This window comes from Nocardia sp. NPDC049935 (genome assembly GCF_055586645.1).
Genome location: NZ_JBVJHV010000001.1, coordinates 1,225,431 through 1,241,669 on the forward strand (window position 1 = coordinate 1,225,431; position 16,239 = coordinate 1,241,669).

The window sequence follows — 16,239 nt, forward strand, 5'->3', positions numbered from 1 at the left end:
CAATCCGTTTCCGTTGAATCGGGACAGGCGGCACGGCCCCGCGGCGGGCCGGTGGCCCGAGGCGCGCGAGGAGGGCGAGCGGTATGGCGACAACTGAGGCGGCGGCCGGTGCACAGGGGAGTGCGGCGGCCGGCGAGCCGAGCAGGCTGGCGGCCGGAACCGCCGGGCCGCTCGATGTCTTCGCACAGGGCCTGGCTGCGGCGGCGCCGAGTATCGCCCTGGCGGGTATTCCGGCCTCCCTGTTCCTGGTGACCGGTAAGGGCGCGGTCTGGGCGGCGGTGATCGGGGCCGTGGTCGCGCTGCTGATCGCGGTCCTGATCAGCGCGCAGGCGCGGCGCACCGTCTCGTCGGGGTCGCTGGGAACCTACGCGGGCAACGGCCTGGGTCCCGGTGTCGCGTTCACCACCGGATGGGGGCTGATCATCGGGTATGTCGGCTTCTTCACCGCCGGTGTGGTCGGAGCGGTCCTCTACTTCAGCCTGTTCCTGGACAAGGTCGGGATCGACGTGGACCATCCGGGCTGGAAATTGCTGATTCTGGTGGTGGTCGTGGCGGTCGCGGCCGGAGTGCCGCTACGCGGGGTGTCGCTGTCGGCGAAGTTCGGGCTCACCTTCGAGGTGCTGTCGCTGGCCGGTATCGGGATCATCATCGTCGCCGCGTACCTCACCCAGGGCGCCCGGATCGATACCGAACAGCTGAATCCCGCTCATCTGGGGAACAGCAGCACCTATATCGCGGCGGTCACCGCGGTCGGCGCGTACGCGGGTTTCGAGAGCTCGGCCGCACTCGGGCACGAGGCCCGCGACGCGCACCGCAGCGTGGCCCGCGGCGTGCTCCGGCTGGTACTGATCCTGGCCGTGCTCTATCTGGTGTCGATCTACCCGCAGGTCACCGGATTCGCCGATCTGGACCCCGACAAGGCGCCCCTGGCCCAGGTGGCCGCCCATTCGGGGGTGTCGTGGACCGAGTACGTGATCGGTCCGTCGGTGGGAATCGCCGCCCTGGTGTGGAGTTCGGCGGTGATCAACGCCGGCGCGCGCGGCCTCTACACCCTCGCGGCCGAAGGCGCGCTGCCGGCCGCGCTGGCCCGGGTGCACCCGATCCGCCGCACCCCGGGTACGGCGATTCTCGGTATCGCCGCCGTCGGCCTGGCGACCGGGATCGTGGCGACCGTGAGTTCGGTCGGCCGCGTGCAATTCGAAACCTACGTCGCGACACTGTCGAATTGGGGATTCATCGTCGCGTATCTCCTGGTGGCGATTTCCACCCCGATCTGGCTGTATCGGATCAAAGCGCTCGGCGCCCCGATCCTCGCGGTATCGGTGGTATCGGTGCTGGCCGTAGGTTACGTGATCTACCACAATGTGATTCCGGTACCAGAATTCCCGTACAGCATCCTTCCGTACATATTTCTCGCCCTGCTCGGAATCGGGGTCGCACGCTACGGATACCTGAAATGGCGGCACCCGGAAATCGCCCGGCGGATCGGTAGTGTGCAGACATTGTCCCCGGAGGAACGAGCGCGACGTGCGGCGTTGGGGCTTGCGCTTCCGGAGGAAGCCGCCCGCTGACGGGGTGCTTGGCTCCGCACTGAAATCGACTCGTGCCGAGCGGATTACGCGAATATACCCACCCGATCGGGGGGTGTGGACTCGGATTTCCGTCCGTACAGTAATTATTGCGTCCGGTTCGATAATTCGGATACGGACCGAATGATTTCTGTGCTCGATACCGATCCGGGAGCTGGGGAGCAGATGGCATCAGATCCTTTCGCCACCGAGGAGAGAGTGGCTCTCCGTGAGATGGTCCGCGGATTCGCCGAAAAGGAGATAGCGCCGAATATCGACGAATGGGAGCGCGACGGGCTGATCCCGGTCGAATTGCACCGGAAAGCGGCCGAACTGGGCCTGCTCGGGCTCGGGTTCGACGAATCGGTCGGCGGTAGCGGCGGCGACAGTATCGATTGGTACGTGATGGCCGAGGAACTGGTGCGCAGCGGCCGTTCCAGCGGCCTGCTGATGGCGCTGTTCACCCATCACGTCGCGCTGATACCCGTGGCCGCGCACGGCACCCCGGACCAGATCGCGAAATACGTCCGGCCAACCCTCGCCGGCCAGAAACTCGCCGCCCTCGGGGTGACCGAACCGGGCGGGGGTTCCGACGTCGCGAATCTGCGCACCACCGCGCGCCGCGACGGCGACACCTATGTGGTCAACGGGGCCAAGACCTTCATCAGCTCCGGTGTGCGGGCCGATTTCGTGGTCGCGGCGGTACGCACCGGCGAACCCGGCCACAAGGGCATCTCACTGCTGTTGATCGAGAAGAGCACCCCGGGCTTCGAGGTCACCCGGCATCTGGACAAATTGGGCTGGGATTGCTCGGATACCGCCGAACTCTCCTTCGACGAGGTACGGGTTCCCGCCGAGAATCTCGTCGGCGCCGAGAACGAGGGTTTCCGGCTGATCATGGAGCTGTTCGAGAGCGAGCGGCTCGCGCAGACCGTGATGGCCTACACCACCGCGCAGCGCTGCCTCGAACTGGCCGTCGAGTGGACCCGGGAACGCAGCACCTTCGGCAAACCGCTGATCGCCCGGCAACTGGTGCGGCACACCCTGTCCGATATGGCCCGCGCCGTAGAGGTCAGCCGCGCCTTCGCGCACCAGATCATGGTCCGGGTCGACGCCGGCGAGGTACTGGTGCCGCAGGTGTGTATGGCGAAGAAGCAGGCCACCGACGCGGCGCAGTTCGTGGCCGACGCCGCGCTCCAATTGCACGGCGGCACCGGCTATATGCGCGATACCGAGGTCAACCGGCACTACCGCGACGCGCGGGTGTTCTCCATCGCCGGGGGCGCCGACGAAATTCTGGCCGAAATCGTGACCAAGTGGATGGGATACTGATATGCCCCGAACAATCGATGTGTCCACCGTGCGACCCACCCCGGAGGATCTCACCGAACTCAACGCCAAGGGTTTCGACGGTGTCGTGGGCCTGCGGCTGACCGAGGTCTCGCCCGATCGTGTGCGCGGCGAATGGACGGTCGCACCGCTGCTGCATCAGGCCACCGGCGTGGTGCACGGCGGCGTCCACTGCGCGGTCATCGAATCGCTGGCCAGCACTGCGGGCTGGGCCTGGCTCAACCGGGAGGGCGGCCCCGGCGGGGTGGCGCTCGGCGTGAACAACAGCACCGATTTCCTCCGCGCGGCCACCGCCGGAACCCTGTCGGCCGAAGCCGTCCCGGTCCACCGCGGCAGGCAACAGCAGCTGTGGCAGGTGAGCGTCACCGACGACCGGCAGCGGCTGATCGCCCGGGGCCAGGTGCGGCTGCAGAATGTCGGGGTGCAGGGATGAGCGCCACCCGGCGTCCGGCCGTCGCGATCATCGGAGCCGGTTTCGGCGGCCTGGCGGCCGCGATCGAGTTGGAGCGCAACGAGATCGACTATGTTGTCTACGAACGCTGCGACGATCTGGGCGGAGTCTGGCACGCCAACCGGTATCCCGGGGTCGCCTGCGATCTGCCGTCCTCCATCTACGCCTACTCCTACGCGCTGGATACCGTCTGGCCCAGGCGTTTCGCCGGTCAGCCGGAAATCCTCGGATACCTGCGCGGTACCGCCGAACGGTTCGGGGTGACCGCGAAGATCGAGTTCGGCACCGAGGTGGTCGCGGCGACGTTCACCGGTGACACCTGGTCGCTGGAATTCGGAAACGGCGCGACGCGCGATTTCGACGCGGTGATCACCGCGACCGGTGTGCTGTCCCGGCCCAAGATCCCGGATCTGGACGGGATCGGCGAATTCACCGGCGCCGCGTTTCATTCCGCGCAGTGGGATGATTCGGTGGATCTGACCGGTAAGAAGGTGGTGGTCGTCGGCAGCGGCGCCAGCGCGATCCAGCTGGTGCCCGCGATCGTCGACCGGGTCGGTGAACTAACGGTCGTGCAGCGTTCGCCGAACTGGGTGGTGAACCGGCACGATCGCCGCACCACGGTCATCGGGCGGACGTTGGCGCGGATACCGGGATTCCCCCGGCTCCAGCATCATCTGACATTTCTCTGGAACGAACACCGCGCGCCCTTGATCTTCCGCCGGCTCGACCCGGCCCGGGCGGGCCTGCAGGCGTGGGTGAAACTGAAGATCCGCCGCCAGATCCGCGATGCCGCGCTACGCCGGGCCGTGACCCCGGACTATCCGGCCTTCTGCAACCGGCTGCTGATCTCCGACGAGTGGTACCCCGCGCTGGACCGGCCGCACGTCAGCGTGCACCGGCAGGGCGTAGCGCGGGTCACCGCGAGTGGTGTCGAGCTGGAAGACGGGCGCGGCGTGGACGCGGACGTGATCGTGTGGTGCACCGGTTTCCGCACCGAGGAGTATCTGGCCCCCATCGATATCACCGGGCGTGACGGGCGGAAACTCCACGCGGAGTGGAAGTCCGGACCCAAGGCCTATCTGGGGGTCGCCGTCTCGGGTTATCCCAATCTGTTCATGATCTCGGGACCCGGCACCGGCGGTACCACGACGAATTCGTTCGTCTACATCCTGGAACGGCAGGCCCGGTATGTGCGCCGGGCCCTGGAGCACATCCGCGCGGCCGGCGGCTGGCTCGATGTGCTGCCACGGGTGCAGGAACGGCACAACGACTGGCGCCGGGAGCGGCTCGCCGGCACCGTGTACGCGGGGAGCTGCCCGGGCTGGTACACCTCCAGCGACGGTAACGCCGCGCCGATCTGGCCGGGATCGCACCTCTCCTACGGCCGGGCGACCAGGTCCTTCGAACCGTCCGAATACGATCACGGCGGCCGGTTGCGGGTGGCGGAACCCACGCCGGCGTCCTGACCCCGCACGCACCCGGCGGCCCCGCGGAGCGGGACCGCCGGGTGTACTCATGCTCCCGGCGTCCGGCCGGCCCCGGTTCCCGCCGCCGCCGTGGCGGGCAGGGCCGTCATCCCGGGCCCGGGAACCGGCGCGATATCCCGCGCGGTGAGCAATTCACCGCATTCGTCGCAGGCCAGCGTCACATGCGCTTCACCGCCGCAGTCGCGATGGGTGAAATGCACCGGAGGGCCGTCGGGCGCCATATAGCGGTCGCCCCAGTCGCGGAAGGCGATCAGGATCGGGTACAGGTCGTGACCCTTCTGGGTGAGGCGGTACTCCTCGTAGGCGCCGTCGGCGGTTTTGCGTTTGGCCAGGATCTCGTGCTCGACGAGCCGGTCGAGGCGGTCCTGGAGCCGGCCCCGCGGGATGCCGAGGGTCGTCTGGAACGCGTTGAAGCGGCGGACCCCGTTGAAGGCCGTCTTGAGTACCAGCAGGGTCCACCGGTCCCCGAGGACCACCAGGGGGCGGGTGATCGAACAGGGGAAATCGGCGAGTTCTTCGTATCGCACGTGTCCCATCGTACGGATCCCGGTCGAGGTGGTTCCAAAATGAGACTACCCCTGCTAGGGTTCAGTCTTGAATCGAGACTGCTTTTCACGCGACACAGCCGAACGGCAAGGGGGTCCTCCCGTGACTTCGACCGACGTCCGCACCGATCAGTACGAGGCGCTGAGCGCGATCCTCGAGCAGCGCTGGGCCTGCCGGCAGTTCCTGCCCGACCCCGTACCCCACGCGGTGATCGAACAACTGCTCACACTGGCGTTACGGACTCCGTCGTGGTCCAACACCCAGCCCTGGCAGGTCATCGTCACCGAGGGCGCGGGCACCGACCGGTTCCGCCGGGAACTGGTCGCACATGTGCGATCCGGGGCCCCGGCCCAGCCGGACCTGCCTCACCCGGCGGGATTCCCGGTGCCTTACCGGCAGCGCCGCAAGGAGTCGGGCGTGCAGCTCTACGAGAGCCTCGGCATCGGCAAGGGGGATGCCGAGGCGTCACTGCGCCAGTTCGTGCGGAACTTCGAATTCTTCGACGCGCCGCATGTCGCGATCGTCTCCACCGAGGACGAACTGGGGCCCTACGGCGCCATCGACACCGGGCTCTACATCAACACGGTGCTCCTGGCCGCGCACACGCTGGGCCTGGCCACCATTCCGCAGGCCTCGGTGGCGGCGTACGCGCCGTTCGTGCGCGAATACTTCGGCCTGCCCGGCTCCCGCCGGGTGCTGGCCGCGATCTCCTTCGGCTACCCGGATACGCGGCATCCGGTGAACTCCTTCCGCACCACCCGCGCCGCGCTCGACGAGATCGTCACCTGGAAAACGGCCTGACCCGAGACGAGGAGTGGTGATGTCGATATCGGACCCGATCGATCACACCGCCGGGCGGATTCCCGACGGCCCCATGCTGGACCGGCTCATCGGCGAGGCGATGGGCGATCCGGGCATCTCGCTGCGGATCCTGCCGGGCGGGCGCGGGCCCTACGCGATCACCGCGACGGCGTGCCTCGCCGCGGCCGGGGCGCTGGCACTGTTGCGGCGCCATCGGTGAGGTGGCCGGCGGGCGCCGGGTTCCGGTCACCCTGAGCGGGACCGGGGCCGGCACCGGCGGCGTGGGTTAGCGTGGCGCGGGTGTTGTCGAATCCGGTCGTCGAAGTGCTCACCGAAACCGCCGATCTGCGCGCCGCGCAGCGGGTCTTCCGGACCGCCATGGTCGGGGCGCCACCACTGCCGGCGGGAACCGGTGACGATCTGAACGAGCCGGGACGGACCCTCGGTGTCCGGGTGCGGGGCGAACTCGCCGGCACCGCGAACTCCTACACCAGCCGGCTGGTGGCGCCGGGCGGGGCGCGGCTACCGCACGCCGCAGTGACCCATGTCGGCGTCCTGCCTACCCATGCCCGGCTCGGTCTGGCGACCGCGCTGCTGCGGCGTCAGCTCACCGATATCGCCGCCCGGGGTGAGGTCGTCGCCTCGCTGCGCGCCACTCAGCCGGGGATCTACGAACGGTTCGGGTACGGGGTGGCGGGTTCGGCCGCGCGGCTCGAGATCGATACGCGCCGTGCGCGGTTCCGCGATACCGTGCCGCCGTCCGGTCCGGTGCGCCTGCTGGCCCCCGAAGACGTCTGGGAGGTGCCGGAGAAGATCTATGCCACCGGCGATATCTCCTGGACCGGCGCGATCGACCGGCCGTCGTACTGGTGGCGGCTGCAGCAACTGACCCGGGCCGCCGGGCACGTCGTGGTGCACGGCGAGCCGGGGTCCGAGGACGGATTCGTGCGCTACCGGGCCGACGATGCGCCCGATTGGCCGCGCGGTACCCGGCGCACGGTCGTGGTGGACGATCTGGTGGCCACCTCCACCGCCGCCTATCTCGGTCTCATCCGTTATCTGCTCAGCGCGGATATCGTCGACTCGGTGGTGCTGACCGCGGCCGCCCCCGATTCCCCGCTGGGCCGGTTGTTCACCGACGAACGCGCGGTGCGGGTCTCGGAGATCCGGGACGAGACCTGGTTGAGGCTGGTCGATGTGCCGCAGGCCCTGGCGCGGCGCGGCTACCGGCCGGGTCCGGCGCTGGTCGTCGCGGTCACCGATGACCTGTTGCCGGCCAATACCGGAAGCTACCGGATCGCCGGCGGTGAGGTCGCGGCGACGGAGGCGTCCCCGGATCTCACCGTCGATGTCGCGACGCTGGCCGCCGCGTATCTCGGGGGTACGCCGTGGCGCCATCTGGCCCTGGCCGGGCGGGTGGCCGAGCATCGGCGGGGCGCGGCGGCGGCCGCGGATCTGCTGTTCGGGGTGGACGACCACCCGTTCAGCGGTACGTACTTCTGATCCGTACGAGTGGGTCGCGCGCCGCGGGACAGGTCTTGCGTCGCAGCGGGCGCGGGACTACTTTTTGAGAAAATGGCATTTTCTTAATCTGGGGTACGGGGCACCGGAACCGCCGGCGTGAGCCGGTCCGGGCGCCCGGTGCCCGGCTACTCGAACGGGAGAAGGATCCGCGATGACGAGCCGTACGCAGACGCTGCAGGGACAGGTCGCCATGGTGACGGGCGCCGCGCGAGGGCAGGGTCGCGCGCACGCCGTCCGGCTCGCGGAGGAAGGCGCCGATATCATCGCGATCGATATCTGCGCCCCGGTCGCCGACACCGTCACCTACCCGGCCGCCACCCCCGAGGATCTCGCGGAAACGGCGCGCCTGGTCGAATCCGCGGGCCGCAAGGTGCTCGCCCGCGAGGTCGATATCCGGGATCTCGAGGCACTGCGCCGCACGGTCGACGACGGTATCGATCAGTTCGGCCGGCTCGATGTGCTGGTGGCGAATGCCGGGGTCCTCAGCTGGGGGCGGCTGTGGGAGATGAGCGAAGAACAGTGGAACACCGTGATCGACGTCAATCTCAACGGCACCTGGCGCACCGTCCGGGCCGCGCTGCCGGCGATGATCGAGGCCGGGAACGGCGGTTCCGTCGTCATCGTGAGTTCGTCGGCCGGGCTGAAGGCCACCCCCGGTAACGGGCATTACGCGGCGTCCAAACACGGTTTGGTGGCGGTGACCAACACACTGGCGGTGGAGGCCGGTGAGTTCGGTATCCGGGTGAACTCGATCCACCCCTACTCGGTCGACACCCCGATGATCGAACCGGAGGCGATGATGGATATCTTCGCCCGGTATCCCGCCTACATCAACGCCTTCCCGCCCGTGCCGCTGCGCCCGGCGACGGCGGGCGCCGACGGCCAGAGCGGGTTCATGCCGCCGGAACAGGTCGCGGATGTGGTGGCATGGCTGGCCGGTCCCGGATCGGCGACCATCACCGGCAGCCAGATCGCCGTCGACGCGGGCGCCCTCAAGTACTGATGCCCGGACCGGTGCCGCGATGGCCAAACCGCTGATCCCGGCCGAGACCATCTACGCCCGCGCGCTGGAACTGCTCGACGCGGAAGGTCTCGGCGCCCTGAGCGCGCAGCGGCTCGTCCGGGATCTCCGGATCTCCACCAAAACGCTCTACGCGCAGGTCGGTAATCGCGAGCAGTTGATCCGGGCGCTGGTGGCCCGGCACTTCTCGCGATTACGTCTCGAATTCGAGGAATACGGCACCTGGGAGGACACCGCGCTGCACTGGTGCCTGGCCCTGGACCGGGCGTTACGGGCGCATCCGCACCTGACCCGGCTCATGACCATCGAGGACCGGCTGGCCGTCACCGGATACGTCAACGAACTCGTGAAAGCCGCGCTGCGGGCTGGTTTCCCGAAACCGCTGGCGATCACGGGCTGCCGCTCGCTGGCGACCCTGACGATCAATCACGCGGTGATCGCGGTCCAGGAGTCGTCGACCCCGGTCCCGACCGCGGACGCGCGGACCGAAATGGCCCTCATCGAGCAGAACTTCCCCACCCTGGTGCGCTGGACCCTCACCGGCATGCGCGCGGACCTCACACGCTGAGTTTCCGGCGCATGCCCTCGGTGGCGACCACCAGCACCGGGACCAGCACGATATGCATCACGGTCAGCGCGATCATCGACGGGCCGTCGAAATCGGAGGTCCAGGTGCGCGCGAGGGTGCCGAGAGTCAGCAGTGAGCCGATCACCGCCGCCGTCCGCAGCGCTCCGAGCCATCGATAGGCCAGAAGCGCGGCGGCGGTGAGCCCGATCGCCATCGGCACCGCGGACAACAGGAGAACACCCCCGGGCGCCACGCTGAAGGTCTCGCCCTTCTCCGTCAATTCGAACGAACCGCCCGCGGCGGCGCCGATCAGCCAGATGACCAGATTGATCACGGTGCCGATTACCACGGCACCGATCACGGCGACCGGACGGCTCAGCGGGGGAACCGCGATCACTCGGTCGGCTGCCTCGGACATGGCCTGCTCCTCGATACCGCGACGGATCCGGACGGCTCGTCGTGATGTATCGAGAATCGGCCCGGAACCCGTGGACGGCAAGAGCTATGACCTACATCACATCTGTGTGGCCTGGGTGGTCAGATCCGGAAACGCCCGGCGAAACCGCGCAGCGGCAGGTCCGCGCTGGTGATGATCCCGGGCCGGGCGGCGACGACGGATCGGATCGAATTCAGCGCCGGCAACCCGGTGACGGTCATCCCGATCGACGCGAAGTTCTTCGGATCGGACAGATCGAATCCTTTGCGCGGGAAGATCATATGCTTGCTGTAGATGTTCGGATCACCGGTGACCTGCGTGATGTAGCAGCCCTGGATCTGCCAGGCCGGATCGGTATGCGGGGTCATCTGCCATTCGAGGTGGGTCTCCACCCGGGGTACGCCGTCCACCATGCCCTGATACTTGATGTAGTTGGCGCCCAGTGACCCTTTGGGCAGGAAATACCAGCCCAGATCGATATCCTTGGTGCAGGCGCCGAGTTCGTAGTCGAATCGCACCTCGTCGAGTTCCAGATCGAAGGCATCGGCCATGAGATACACCGCATCGGAGAACACGGCGGTGTAGGTGTAGAGGGAATCCGGAATCGACGGATCATCGACCGGGCGGCCGTATCCGACGGCCTTCCAGGTATCGACCGAATGGTGGCAGGAGACGTCCACCGATTCCGTGACGGTGATGTTCTCGATCTCGGAGACATCGGCGGTGTGCACGATTCCGAGGATCTGGGCCAGGCCCGGATTCATACCGGTGCCGTAGAACGTGGCATTGCCGCGTTCGCACGCCGCCTGGATCACCTCGCTCACCTTCCGGCCCGAGGGGTGCCGGTGATTGGTATCGCGATGGAAACCGGTGATCCAATCCGCGGTGGTCACCACATTGATCCCGGCCTCGAGAACCTTCTCGTAGAGGTTCTCGTCCGGAAAGACACCGTGGAAGGTGAGTACATCGGGCCGGGCGGCCAGGATCTCCTCGACCGAACCGGTGGCGATCACGCCGATCGGATCGAGTCCGACGATCTCACCGGCGTCGCGGCCGATCTTCTCGGGCGAATAGCAGTGCAGGCCGACCAGTTCGAGGTCGGGATGGTCCCGGATCCGGCCGATCATCTCGGTGCCCAGGTTGCCCGTCGCGACCTGGAAGACGCGGACCTTGCCGTTGGCGCTCATCGTCGAAAGCCTTTCTGTTGCGGTGGAGCGGGCGGGAGGCCGTCCGGCTCGGATCAGATCCGGCCGGCGGCGTCCGGGTGCGGGGTGGCGAGTGTGCCGGGGGATCCGGTGCGGGAGGCCTCCCCGGGATAGAACTGCCGGGCCCATTCGCGCAGCGCCCGGAACCCCTGGAATTCCTTGCGGGACAGTGCCGGTGGATCCGAATAACGCTGATGCGCCCAGATATGGACATCGGCCTCGAACTGCTCGATCACGAAATCCGCCATGGTCTTGCCGTATTCGGTGATCTCCGGGGCGTCGTCGCCCGGTTTGCGTCCGATCCAGACGGTGAACCTGACATCGGAGGTGCGTTCGTCGACCGGGGTCACGGCAGGCATGGTGCGGTTGTCCACCATGCCCCAGCTCTTGGTGATCGAACATCCCAGTCCGGCGTTGATCGATTCGACGCCGCTGCTGACCGCGTCTTCGGAAACCTTCGCGTCGAACGCGATGGTGAAGTCGACGTAGGACACCGGGCCGGAGAAATCGTGCCGGGTGAATTCCGGGACGAAGGGGGTCTTGTGCACGTACTTGAAATGCGCGAAATCGACGCCGTTCTCCATGATGTACTGCGGGTGCAGTTCCAGCTGCCGCCGGTAGAGCGTGGCGGCCGGCACCGGCGGATAGTAGTCCGCGGCGGTCCGGTCGTCGCCGAAGGCGGTGAAGATATCCGGAACGTCGAAATAGGGCGGGCGCCCTTCGACGTCGTACCAGATCCATACCGCTTCGTTGCGCTCCACCACCGGATAGCTACGGATCCGGCGCCCCCGATTCGGATGATCCTCGTACGGAATGCAGACATTGCGGCCTTCGCGATTCCATTCCCAGCCGTGGAACGGGCACACCAGATTCTCGCCTTCGACATGGCCGCCGTAGCCGAGATGGGCGCCCAGGTGTTCACAGTAGGCGTCGAATACCGCGATCCGGCCGGACGCCGATCGCCAGGCCACCATCTCGCGGCCGAAGTACTTCATCTTGTGGACTGCGCCCACGGTGATCTCGCCACACCAGGCGACCTGGAACCAGCCCGTCGGCTCCATCGACAGGGGTGGTTGTGCCATTTCGATCCTCCGGGCTCGGTGCGGTCGGTACGCGGCGATCATCCGCTGTGACCCAGGCCACGCGGTGCTATCGAGAATAGAAGGGTCTACGAAAGAATGCAAGAGGGTTCGATGAAACTGGTTTCCCCTGGTAGATATCGCTACACTCGATCCTCGTGACGGATGTGGCGACAGGTGGGCGACGCGCGAACAGACGCGGCCTCGCCTCCCGGGAGAGCATGCTCGAGGCAGCCATCGCCTCCTTGGCGACCGGCGATCCCGCCGCGGTGTCCGGGAACCGGATCGCCCGCGATATCGGTGCGACCTGGGGTGTGGTGAAGTACCAGTTCGGCGATATCGACGGTCTGTGGGCGGCGGTCCTGCGGCATACGGCCGATAAACGCGGTGATCTGCCCGCCGGCATCAAACCCGACGGCACCCTGTACGAACGGGTGGCGGCGATGATCCGGACCATGGCGGTCGGGCTGCGCACACCGGAATCGCTGGCAATCGAAACCCTGCGTGCCGCGCTACCCCGCGACCACGCCGAACTCGAACGCGACTATCCGCGCACGGCCGCGGAACTGGCCTCCTGGAAACCCCACTGGGACAAGGCCTGTGAACGGGCCTTCGCCGATCTGCCGGTGGATCCGGTGAAGATCCGCCAGGTGGCCGCGCTGATCCCCGCGGCGATGCGCGGTATCACCTCGGAACGAACGCTGGGCACCTACGGGGACCTCGACGACGCCCTCGAGGGACTGATCGGCAGTCTGGTCGCCTACCTCACCGACTGAGTCCGGCGGGCGCCGAAGGCCATCATTCATGAACCCGTCCCGAGCTGCTTGCCGGGTGTTCAGTGCTCGTCGATAGCATTTCAGCCTTGCGGCCGTTGGCCGGCAGGCCGATCGCGCCGCCGACAACACCACTCGTGGTCGGTATCGCGGACCCCTGTCGCAGAGGGGAGACCGGGATGCCCTCGGTCTGGGGAGTTGCGTGAACGGCACTGAGGACAACCTCGTATCGCAGAGACCGCTGTACAGCGTTCTCGGACCGGTGGAGGTGCGCGGCGCCGCCGGTACGCGGCGGTTCACGGCGCGACGGCAGCACACGATCCTGGGCCTGCTGCTCCTGCGGGTGGGCACCCTGGTCACCGTCGACGACCTGATCGACGCGATCTGGGGCGAATCGCCGCCCGATACCGCGCGCGGGCAGGTGCAGACCTGCGTCTCGCGGGTGCGGCGGGACCTATTGGAGTTCACCGGGGATCGGGCGATAGTCACCCGGCCCGGTGGCTACCTGTGCGCGCCGGCCGCGGATACCGTCGATGCCGCCCTTTTCGACCGTTATCTGCGGCGTGGCGACGAGCTGGCCGAACAGGGATATACGGCCGAAGCGCTCACCGAGTGCCGGGCCGCGCTGGGGCTGTGGCGGGGGCCGGTGCTGCCGGGTGCGGCCGGGCGGGCGCGACTGCTCGCCGACGCGCTGGAGGAGAAGCGCGTCGGGGTGCACGAGCGCTGCATCGAATGGGAACTCGCCCTCGGGCGGCACCGGGAGGTGCTCGGTGAACTCACCGGTCTGGTGGCCGAGTTCCCGCTCCGGGAACAGCTGCGCGGCCAGCTCATGGTCGCGCTGTACCGGTCGGGCCGGCAGGCCGAAGCGCTGGAGGTGTACCGGCGGGCCCGGGAGGAACTCGTCGAGGAACTCGGTATCGAACCGGGGGAGTCGCTGCGCCGCATAGAGTCGTCCATCCTTGCCAAGGACGAAGGGCTGCTGCTGGCTCCCGGCCCGCCGCCGGTTTCCGAGGACGGCGCGGGACGCCCGGGTGGCGCCGGCGACGGATACGAGGTCCCGCATCAGCTACCGGCCGATATCGGTGACTTCACCGGGCGAGGGCTGGCGGTCGCGGCGGTGGAGAAGGAACTGGGCGGCGAACCGTACTCCAACGCGATGCGGATCGCGCGGATCTCCGGGCGCGGTGGTATCGGCAAGACCGCGCTGGCGGTGCATATCGCGCACCGGCTCCGCGATCACTACCCCGACGGGCAGCTGTTCGTCTGCCTGCACGGCACCACATCGAACCCGCGCAGCCAGGCGGTCGACGTGCTGCGCCGGTTCCTGCGCGCGATCGGTCTGCGCGATAACGATCTGCCCACGGGCCCGGACGAATTGCGGGATCTGTATCGCAGCCGGCTCAACGGCCGGCGGGTCCTGGTGGTGCTCGACGACGCGGATACCGAGGAACAACTGCTGCCGCTGCTGCCGGGTAGTCCCAGTTGCTCGGTCGTGGTGACCAGCCGGCGTCCGCTGGGCAATCTGCCCGGCGCGCTCACCCTCGACCTCGAGGGCCTGGAGAACGCACACGCCACCCGGCTGCTCGAACATCTCGCCGGGCCGGCGCGGGCGGCCGCGGAGCCGGAGGCAGTGCAGAGCCTGGTCCGGTTGTGCGGGCGGTGGCCGCTGGCGATCCGGATCATCGGTGCGCGACTGGCGGCGCGCCCGCACTGGGCGGTGTCGTTCATGGTGGACCGGCTCCAGGACGAACAGCGCCGGCTCGACGAGATCGCTTACGGCGACCTGCATGTCCGCTCGACACTGGCCGTGTCCTACGAGGGGTTGTCGGCGGTCGCCCGGCGACTGTTCCGGCTGCTGGGTTTGTGCGAGGCGGTGGAATTCTCGGTGTGGGTACCCGCCGCCCTGCTCGATACCGACTGCCGCCGGGCCGAGGACATTCTGGAAGAGCTCGTCGAGGCCCGGCTCCTGGGTGTCGGCGAGACCGCCGGCCGCCGCTACGGGTTCCACGATCTGGTGCGGATCTTCGCGCGGGAGCGGCTGGACGCCGAAGACGGTGAACAGGTTCGCCGCTCCGCGCTCGCCCGGCTGCTGGGCGCGCATCTGGCCCTCGCGGAAGAGGCGCATCGCCGGCTCTACGGCGGCGATTACACGGTGCTGCACGGAAGCGGTGAGCGCTGGTGGCTCCCGGGCGCCGATGTGGACCGCGTCGTCGCCGACCCGATGGGCTGGCTGGAATCCGAGAGCGACGGGCTGGTCGCCGCGGTCCATCAGGCGGCGACGGCCGGGGCGGACGAACTGTGCTGGGATCTGGCCTCGACCGCGGTGACGCTGTTCGAGGCCAGGGGCATGGTGCACCACTGGTGCGATACCCACGAGCGCGCGCTGCGGTCCGTGCGCGACGCGGGAAACGCGCGCGGGGAGGCTGCGATCCTGTGCTCGCTGGGGTCGCTGCGCCAGATCACCCGGGGTGCGTCGGACACCGCGGGCCTGGAGCGGGCACTGCTGCTCTTCGACCGGCTGGGGGACCGGCACGGCCGGGCGCTCACCCTGCGCAACCTCGCTTTCGCGGACCGCATGGCCGGCCGCCACGACAGTGCGCTCACCCGATACCGCGCCGCGATCGCGGGATTCCGGGAGGTCGGTGATCCGGTGGCCGAGGCCCACACCCTGGCCAACCTGGCCCAGGTGCAGATGGATCTGCTGCATTTCGACGAGGCCGAGCAGGCACTCGACGAGGCCATGCGGCTGTGCCGGGAGGCCGGGAACCAGCGGGTCGAGGCCCAGACATGGCAGCGGCTCGGCGAACTGTACCTGCGCCAGGACCGGCACGCGGCGGCCGAGAAGGCGTATCACCGGGTGCTCGAGCTGGTCCGGCCGGCCGGGGACCGGGTGGGCGAAGTGTTCGCGCTGTGCGGTCTGGGAGTGATCCGGACACAACGGCAGGATTTCGCCGACGCGGAAGAGGTCCTGGCCCGGGCCCTGGAGATCTGCGCAGCGGTGAGCGCGCATCTGGGCGAGGGCCGGGTGCTGCTGGCACTGGGCCGGTTGCACCTGGCCAGGCGCGAATTCGACAGTGCCGACGAATATCTGCGGCGGGCCGCGGATTCGTTCGAGGACCTGCACGCCACGCTGTGGCACGCACGCGCGCTGGATTCACTGGCCGAGGTGCGATTGCGCAACAATCAGCGGCAGGCCGCCGAGGCGTTGTGGGGACGTGCGCTGGAGTTGCTGCGAACCACCGCCCCGGAAGCGGAGCGGATGTCCGAACGTATCCGCGGCCACCTCGTGGGGCGGGTGCCGCCGAGTATCGCGAGCTGAGCGGCATCGGCAGCATACCCGCTGTGCCCGGCGGTCCCGGGCGGCCCCGGCTCGGTCCGGGTTCAGTCCCAGGGTGTATCGCCGGACGGCGCGGTCGGATCCGCGCCGGCG

The 16,239-nt window shown here is 68.3% G+C and carries 15 protein-coding genes; 11 read left to right on the top strand and 4 right to left on the bottom strand.

What is annotated here, in order from left to right:
- The first annotated feature begins 83 nt into the window (after positions 1-83).
- The 4 genes from ACZ6SF_RS05690 (at position 84) to ACZ6SF_RS05705 (ending at position 4,835) form a co-directional block, all read left to right on the top strand.
- A complete protein-coding gene (locus tag ACZ6SF_RS05690; protein WP_466060793.1) occupies positions 84-1,571 on the top strand; it encodes an APC family permease in 1,488 nt (495 codons plus the stop codon).
- Positions 1,572-1,754: 183 nt separating this feature from the next.
- Entirely contained in the window at positions 1,755-2,900 is a 1,146-nt protein-coding gene (locus ACZ6SF_RS05695; RefSeq protein WP_466060794.1) for an acyl-CoA dehydrogenase family protein, read from the top strand.
- Between the two features lies 1 nt (position 2,901).
- Entirely contained in the window at positions 2,902-3,351 is a 450-nt protein-coding gene (locus ACZ6SF_RS05700; protein WP_466060795.1) for a PaaI family thioesterase, read from the top strand.
- Positions 3,348-4,835 carry a flavin-containing monooxygenase gene (locus tag ACZ6SF_RS05705; RefSeq protein WP_466060796.1) on the top strand — a complete coding sequence of 496 codons (1,488 nt, stop codon included), beginning with the start codon at positions 3,348-3,350 and terminating at the stop codon, positions 4,833-4,835. Before ACZ6SF_RS05700 ends, ACZ6SF_RS05705 begins: the two co-directional genes overlap by 4 nt.
- 47 nt (positions 4,836-4,882) lie before the next feature.
- On the opposite strand, the gene ACZ6SF_RS05710 is transcribed toward ACZ6SF_RS05705, so the two are convergent.
- Positions 4,883-5,383, bottom strand: a complete 501-nt coding sequence (locus ACZ6SF_RS05710) for a winged helix-turn-helix transcriptional regulator (protein WP_466060797.1) — start codon at positions 5,381-5,383, stop codon at positions 4,883-4,885.
- Between the two features lie 121 nt (positions 5,384-5,504).
- Between ACZ6SF_RS05710 and ACZ6SF_RS05715 the strand changes: the two genes are divergently transcribed.
- The 5 genes from ACZ6SF_RS05715 to ACZ6SF_RS05735 all read left to right on the top strand — a co-directional run bounded on the left by ACZ6SF_RS05715 (position 5,505) and on the right by ACZ6SF_RS05735 (position 9,316).
- Positions 5,505-6,203, top strand: a complete 699-nt coding sequence (locus tag ACZ6SF_RS05715; RefSeq protein WP_466060798.1) for a nitroreductase — start codon at positions 5,505-5,507, stop codon at positions 6,201-6,203.
- A gap of 19 nt (positions 6,204-6,222) precedes the next feature.
- The gene (locus ACZ6SF_RS05720; RefSeq protein WP_466060799.1) at positions 6,223-6,423 is read left to right on the top strand and encodes a hypothetical protein; all 201 of its coding nucleotides are present in this window, start codon (positions 6,223-6,225) and stop codon (positions 6,421-6,423) included.
- Positions 6,424-6,503: 80 nt separating this feature from the next.
- Complete coding sequence (locus ACZ6SF_RS05725; protein WP_466060800.1) at positions 6,504-7,706, top strand: GNAT family N-acetyltransferase; 1,203 nt, start codon at positions 6,504-6,506, stop codon at positions 7,704-7,706.
- A gap of 172 nt (positions 7,707-7,878) precedes the next feature.
- Positions 7,879-8,730 (top strand): mycofactocin-coupled SDR family oxidoreductase, encoded by an 852-nt coding sequence (locus ACZ6SF_RS05730; protein ID WP_466060801.1) that lies wholly within the window; start codon positions 7,879-7,881, stop codon positions 8,728-8,730.
- A 19-nt stretch (positions 8,731-8,749) separates the two neighbouring features.
- Positions 8,750-9,316 (top strand): TetR/AcrR family transcriptional regulator, encoded by a 567-nt coding sequence (locus ACZ6SF_RS05735; protein ID WP_466060802.1) that lies wholly within the window; start codon positions 8,750-8,752, stop codon positions 9,314-9,316.
- Here ACZ6SF_RS05735 and ACZ6SF_RS05740 read toward each other — a convergent pair.
- From ACZ6SF_RS05740 to ACZ6SF_RS05750, 3 genes are all read right to left on the bottom strand, one after another.
- Complete coding sequence (locus tag ACZ6SF_RS05740; RefSeq protein WP_466060803.1) at positions 9,306-9,734, bottom strand: DUF6069 family protein; 429 nt, start codon at positions 9,732-9,734, stop codon at positions 9,306-9,308. The genes ACZ6SF_RS05735 and ACZ6SF_RS05740 overlap by 11 nt on opposite strands.
- 119 nt (positions 9,735-9,853) lie before the next feature.
- The gene (locus tag ACZ6SF_RS05745) at positions 9,854-10,939 is read right to left on the bottom strand and encodes an NAD(P)H-dependent amine dehydrogenase family protein (RefSeq protein ID WP_466060804.1); all 1,086 of its coding nucleotides are present in this window, start codon (positions 10,937-10,939) and stop codon (positions 9,854-9,856) included.
- 53 nt (positions 10,940-10,992) lie between these two features.
- Positions 10,993-12,039 (bottom strand): Rieske 2Fe-2S domain-containing protein, encoded by a 1,047-nt coding sequence (locus tag ACZ6SF_RS05750; protein WP_466060805.1) that lies wholly within the window; start codon positions 12,037-12,039, stop codon positions 10,993-10,995.
- Between the two features lie 218 nt (positions 12,040-12,257).
- Between ACZ6SF_RS05750 and ACZ6SF_RS05755 the strand changes: the two genes are divergently transcribed.
- Both ACZ6SF_RS05755 and ACZ6SF_RS05760 read left to right on the top strand, forming a co-directional pair.
- Complete coding sequence (locus tag ACZ6SF_RS05755) at positions 12,258-12,812, top strand: TetR/AcrR family transcriptional regulator (RefSeq protein ID WP_466060806.1); 555 nt, start codon at positions 12,258-12,260, stop codon at positions 12,810-12,812.
- Positions 12,813-13,011: 199 nt separating this feature from the next.
- Complete coding sequence (locus ACZ6SF_RS05760) at positions 13,012-16,128, top strand: AfsR/SARP family transcriptional regulator (RefSeq protein ID WP_466060807.1); 3,117 nt, start codon at positions 13,012-13,014, stop codon at positions 16,126-16,128.
- The last annotated feature ends 111 nt before the right edge of the window (positions 16,129-16,239 follow it).

Coding starts and splice junctions, on each gene's coding strand:
- ACZ6SF_RS05750 (WP_466060805.1), bottom strand. CDS start 12,039: ATGGCACAACCACCCCTGTCGATGGAGCCGACGGGCTGGTTCCAGGTC.
- ACZ6SF_RS05735 (WP_466060802.1), top strand. CDS start 8,750: ATGGCCAAACCGCTGATCCCGGCCGAGACCATCTACGCCCGCGCGCTG.
- ACZ6SF_RS05720 (WP_466060799.1), top strand. CDS start 6,223: ATGTCGATATCGGACCCGATCGATCACACCGCCGGGCGGATTCCCGAC.
- ACZ6SF_RS05730 (WP_466060801.1), top strand. CDS start 7,879: ATGACGAGCCGTACGCAGACGCTGCAGGGACAGGTCGCCATGGTGACG.
- ACZ6SF_RS05700 (WP_466060795.1), top strand. CDS start 2,902: ATGCCCCGAACAATCGATGTGTCCACCGTGCGACCCACCCCGGAGGAT.
- ACZ6SF_RS05745 (WP_466060804.1), bottom strand. CDS start 10,939: ATGAGCGCCAACGGCAAGGTCCGCGTCTTCCAGGTCGCGACGGGCAAC.
- ACZ6SF_RS05705 (WP_466060796.1), top strand. CDS start 3,348: ATGAGCGCCACCCGGCGTCCGGCCGTCGCGATCATCGGAGCCGGTTTC.
- ACZ6SF_RS05755 (WP_466060806.1), top strand. CDS start 12,258: ATGCTCGAGGCAGCCATCGCCTCCTTGGCGACCGGCGATCCCGCCGCG.
- ACZ6SF_RS05695 (WP_466060794.1), top strand. CDS start 1,755: ATGGCATCAGATCCTTTCGCCACCGAGGAGAGAGTGGCTCTCCGTGAG.
- ACZ6SF_RS05690 (WP_466060793.1), top strand. CDS start 84: ATGGCGACAACTGAGGCGGCGGCCGGTGCACAGGGGAGTGCGGCGGCC.
- ACZ6SF_RS05740 (WP_466060803.1), bottom strand. CDS start 9,734: ATGTCCGAGGCAGCCGACCGAGTGATCGCGGTTCCCCCGCTGAGCCGT.